This window comes from Paraclostridium benzoelyticum, from assembly GCF_001006285.1.
GTDB classification, from domain to species: Bacteria; Bacillota; Clostridia; order Peptostreptococcales; family Peptostreptococcaceae; genus Paraclostridium; species Paraclostridium benzoelyticum.
Map to the genome: position 1 here is coordinate 1 of NZ_LBBT01000043.1, position 5,544 is coordinate 5,544.

General features: G+C 26.0%; 3 protein-coding genes and 1 pseudogene. All 4 read right to left on the reverse strand.

What is annotated here, in order from left to right:
* Nucleotides 1–95: 95 nt before the first annotated feature.
* A complete protein-coding gene (hfq, locus tag VN21_RS02285; RefSeq protein ID WP_046821857.1) occupies nucleotides 96–386 on the reverse strand; it encodes an RNA chaperone Hfq in 291 nt (96 codons plus the stop codon).
* Nucleotides 387–443: 57 nt separating this feature from the next.
* Nucleotides 444–1,385, reverse strand: coding sequence for a tRNA (adenosine(37)-N6)-dimethylallyltransferase MiaA (gene miaA / locus VN21_RS02290; RefSeq protein WP_046821858.1), 942 nt, complete (start codon nucleotides 1,383–1,385; stop codon nucleotides 444–446).
* A gap of 16 nt (nucleotides 1,386–1,401) precedes the next feature.
* Nucleotides 1,402–3,447 (reverse strand): annotated as a pseudogene (mutL, locus tag VN21_RS02295) (DNA mismatch repair endonuclease MutL).
* Nucleotides 3,448–3,511: 64 nt separating this feature from the next.
* The coding region (gene mutS, locus VN21_RS02300; RefSeq protein WP_046821859.1) for a DNA mismatch repair protein MutS at nucleotides 3,512–5,544 on the reverse strand (2,033 nt) is incomplete at its 5' end.

Below are 5,544 nucleotides of genomic sequence, written 5' to 3' on the forward strand. Positions count from 1 at the left end.
TTATATATTATTCTGTGACTTTATCACATAACTAATCCCCAAAATAAAAAAATCTTAAGATTTTCATCTTAAGATTTTTTTATTTTTATATTCAATTATTTGTTTTCTTGATAGTTTTTATTGTATCCTTGATTATTATTGTTATACCCTTGGTTATTATTATTGTTAAAGTTTATTTGTTTTCCTGGTATTATAGTAGATACTGCATGCTTATATATAAGATTTTGCTGCTTATTTTCTCCTTCTAATAATACTATGTAGCTATCAAATCCCTTAACGTACCCCTTAACTTGAACTCCATTCATTAAAAATATTGTTACAGGTATTCTTTCTTTTCTTGCATTATTTAAGAATAAGTCCTGTAAGTTTAATACTGTATTTTTCATTAGATTAATACCCTCCAAAATGATTTATCAAATTTATTATATATATTATATTCTATATTACACAACATTTACCTTTTTTTCAATATAACTAATTACATCGTCTAAAAGTATTTTTTCATCATTGTAGTTATCTAAATCAAACCACTTAGCATTTTCATATCTCCTAAACCATGTTAGTTGTCTTTTAGCATACCTTCTTGAATCCCTTTTTATTATTTCTATGGCTTCTTCATAAGTGTATTCATTATTTAGATATTTAATTACTTCTTTGTATCCTATTCCTTGCATAGATACTAGATCACTTGAGTACCCCATATTTAAAAGGTTTTTAACTTCATCTTCAAGACCTTGACTTATCATTATGTCAACTCTCTTGTTAATCCTTCTATATAGATGTTCTCTATCTCTATTTAAAACTATTATTATTGGTTCATACTTTTCATTTAATTTTAAATCATTGCTAAAGTCACTCATTTTTTTGCCACTCATACAAACTTCAATAGCTCTTATAACCCTTTTTGTGTTATTTTTATGAATTCTATTTGCAGCTTCTTCATCAAGAGACTTTAACTTTTCATACATGTAGTCGATTCCATTTTCTTCAAGCTCTACTCTTAACATTTCTCTTAACTCGTTGTCTGCATCTGATTTTGCAAAATCCATATTATATATAAGAGAATTTAAATAAAGGCCTGTTCCACCAGTTACAAGCGGTGATTTTCCCTTTTTTACAATTTGATTTATATAATCATTAGCTCTTTCTTGAAATTCAGATACAGAAAAACTATAGTCCGGAGTAACCTCGTCTATTAAATAATGTTTTACTCCATTCATCTCATCTTCTGTAACTTTTGCACTTCCCACATCCATATATTTATATATTTGCATAGAATCTGCTGATATTATTTCCATATTCATTTTTTTAGCTAATTGTATTGATAAGTTTGTTTTTCCAACTGCAGTTGGCCCTGTCAGTATGACTAGAGGTATCTTTTTCATCTGCTCCCCTTCTTTCTTACATAATTCGTTTAAACATTTTTTCAATCTCAGTTTTTGATATTTCTACAAATATCGGTCTGCCATGAGGTCATGTAAAAGGGTTTTTACACATTTCAATTTGGTTTAATAAACTGTTTATTTCTTCATCATATATACTATCATTAGCTTTTATAGCTGCTTTACAAGCCATCGATGCGAATTTTTCACCTTTTAACTCATAATTATTTTTTATTTCATCTATGTTATCAATTATATCTAAAACAAATTTTTCAGATTCCGGTGTTCCAAATATAGTAGGTACACATCTTATCATTATATGATTTTTGCCAAATATCTCTATTTCAAAACCAAATTTCATAAATAAATCTATATTATTTTCAACTTGTAGCATATCTGTCGTTGCTAGTTCTAAAACAATTGGATCTAATAACATTTGCATGTTAATATCCATATTGTAAAATTTATCCATATATTTTTCAAATAGTACTCTTTCATGTGCTGCATGTTGGTCTAGCAAGTACATATGACTTCCTTTTTGAAGTATTATATATGTTTTAAATATAGTACCTATAACTATATATTCATTTAATGAAAATTTATTTTTATCATTATTGTTAAACTCTACTTGTTCATTTTTTTCTGTATATACACTTTCAGATTCTTTTATTAAACTTTCACTAATTATAGGTTTATTATTTAAAGTATCATCTTCATTACTTTTTAAACTTTTATTTTCTTCTTTTTTTTCTAATTCTACTAAATCATTAAAACTATAAACTTTATTTAAATCTATTGCATTGTCTATTAATACAATTTCATCTTTATTACTTTTGCTTATTTTATTATTTAAATTTTTATTATTAATGTTCTTTTCCAATTCTTTTCTTTCGTCTAACTCTTCAAATGTATATGTCTGACTTTTATATTCTTTTTCTAGGTTATTTAATATACCTTGATTTATATTTTCTGAGCTAATTTGTTTTTTATTATGAGCCAAGCTGTTATCCAAATTATTAACTTTTTTTAAATCTCGCTTTTCAACATTATCATAAGTTTCATATTTTCCTATCAAGTTAGATCTAATTAACAACTTCCTTATATACTCTTTAAGTTCTACATATATTTGTTGTTCATTTTCAAACTTCAACTCTAATTTTGTAGGATGTATATTTACATCTATTTTAGATGGGTTTATTTCTATATTTAAAAAACAAACTGCATGTTTATTTATAGGTATTAAAGATTTATAACCTTCACTTATAGCATCTAATATAATTTTACTTTTAACATAACGTTTATTTATATATATATGTTGAAGGTTTTTATTAGCTCTATAAACATTATTGTTTCCTATATATCCACTTACCTTAAAAAACTGACTTTCATGATTTAACTCTATTAAATTTTCAGTTATATCTTTTCCATAAATACTTCTTATAGTGTTTATAAGCTTACCATCACCAGGGGAATTTAACATAGTTTTTTTATTGTTTATATATTTAATACTGACCTTAGGATTACCTATAACTAGCTTATTTATTAAATCACTAATATTTATAGTTTCTGCATGCGTTGATTTTAAAAACTTTTGTCTAACAGGAGTATTAAAAAATAAATCCCTAGCTATAATCGTCGTCCCATTATTAGTTCCTATTGGTTCTTTTGATATAATTTTTCCGCCTTCTACTGTAATTTTAGTTCCTACTGGCTCATCTTTATGCTTTGTAATCATTTCAATTTTAGCAACTGATGCAATAGATGCTAAAGCTTCTCCTCTAAATCCTAAAGAGTATAGATCATATAAATCATCTATTTGACTTATCTTACTAGTTGCATGTCTTAAAAAACTTTTTTCAACTTCGCTAGATTCAATTCCATTTCCATTATCAGTTATTCTAATTAATTTTTTACCACCATCTTCTATTTCTACTATAATTTTAGAACTTTGAGCATCTATTGAGTTTTCAACAAGTTCCTTAACTACAGAAGATGGTCTTTCTACAACTTCACCAGCTTGTAGTTGATTTATTGTTACTTCGTCTAATATATTAATTCGAGCCATATATTCACCTCATTTCATAGATAAAAAATTTGCTTTTCTTTATAAGTCTTTAGCATAGGTTGATTTATTTACCTTTTTTAGCCTTAGTTTGCAAGCTATATAAAGTATTCATAGCATCTAATGGAGTCATATTTAAAATATCTAATTTTTTAATTTCTTCCACTAAGCTTTCATCATAAACAGAACCAAAAGATATTTGAGTAACTGCAACCTCATCTTCTACAGTATTTTCTTTAAGTTCTTTATTCTCTTTTCTAAGCTTATTTATTTCGCTTTTTAACTTTCCTATATTTAAATTATAGTCATTTTCTTTAATATTTATATTTTCTTTGAAACTTTCATATTCATTTTGCAAAGTTTCATATGCTTTTATATCTATATGATTTTCATTACTTTCTAATTTTTCTTTAATATTGATAGCAGTGCTTAAATCTTGTTGGATATGATTTTTCTCTAAATCTTTTAATATTTCCTTTGATCTAGCAATAACTTTTTGTGGAAGCTTTGCAAGCTCTGCTACATATATACCATAACTCTTATCAGCTCCACCTTCTATTATTTTTCTTAAAAATACAATTCCATCATTGTTTTCTTGAACTGCTACAGAATAGTTTTTAACATCATAAAACTCATCTTCTAATTCAACTAACTCATGATAGTGTGTAGCAAATAAAGTCTTACATTTTATATTTGCCTGAATATATTCAACTATAGACCAAGCTAAACTAATTCCATCATAAGTACTAGTGCCTCGTCCTATTTCATCTAATATAACTAAACTTTTATCTGTTGCATTTTTAAGTATTTGAGAAACTTCAGTCATTTCAACCATAAAAGTAGACTGCCCTTGAGCTAAATCATCACTAGCTCCTACTCTCGTAAATATTCTATCTAAAATAGGTATATTAGCATATTCTGCTGGAACAAATGATCCTATGTGAGCCATCAATGCTATTACTGCAGTTTGTCTCATATAAGTAGATTTACCAGCCATATTTGGACCTGTAATTATGTTTATAATATTTTCACCTTGATTTAAATACGTATCATTAGGTACAAAATTTTCTTCTCCAACGATACTTTCAACAACAGGGTGACGTCCATTTTTTATATCTAATTTATTACTTTCATTAATTATAGGCTTTACATAATTATTTATATAAGCAACAGTTGCTAATGATACAAATACATCTATATTAGCTATTATCTTTGCAACGGATTGAATTCTATCTATATTTTTATATATGTTATTTCTTATATTTACAAAAATCTCATACTCTAAATTTTTAATTTTATCTTCTGCATTTAAAATTTTATCTTCTATTTCTTTTAATTCACTAGTTATATATCTTTCCGCATTACTTAATGTTTGCTTTCTGATATATGTTTCATCTATATTTGCATTAGCTAAATTTGCTTTTGTTATTTCTATATAATATCCAAATACTTTATTAAATCCTACTTTTAAAGATTTAACTCCCGTTTTTTCTTTTTCTCTATTTTCTATTTCCTTTATCATAAAGGCACCATTTTTAGATATATCTCTCAAAGAATTCAGTTCATCGTTAAATTCTGATTTAATTATATTTCCATCCTTTATCGTTATTGATGGGTCTTCAAGTATTGCACTATCTATCAAGTTATATATATCATTTAGGTCGTCCATATCTGAAATATATCTTTTAAGAATGTTTGCCTCTGATAAATTTATAATTTTTTTAAGTTCTGGTAATTTTTCTATAGAATTTTTTAAATGTATCATTTCTTTAGGTGTAACTTTTTCAAATGCAATTTTCCCACAAATTCTTTCTATATCATATACATTTTTCAGAGTTTCAATTAGGTCTTCCCTTAACATAAAGTCATCTTTTAGCTCTTCGATAACATTAAGTCTTTTTTCAATTCGTAGTTTATTTACTAGTGGTTCTTCTACATATTTTCTAAGCATTCTTCCACCCATAGCAGTAGATGTTTTATCTAAAACATGAAGAAGTGATCCCTTCTTTGCATTTCCTCTTATAGTAGATGTTAATTCTAAGTTACTTCTTGTAAACATATCTAAAACCATATACTCTTGTGAGTTATATATATTTATAT

Coding starts and splice junctions, on each gene's coding strand:
- miaA (WP_046821858.1), bottom strand. CDS start 1,385: ATGAAAAAGATACCTCTAGTCATACTGACAGGGCCAACTGCAGTTGGA.
- hfq (WP_046821857.1), bottom strand. CDS start 386: ATGAAAAATACAGTATTAAACTTACAGGACTTATTCTTAAATAATGCA.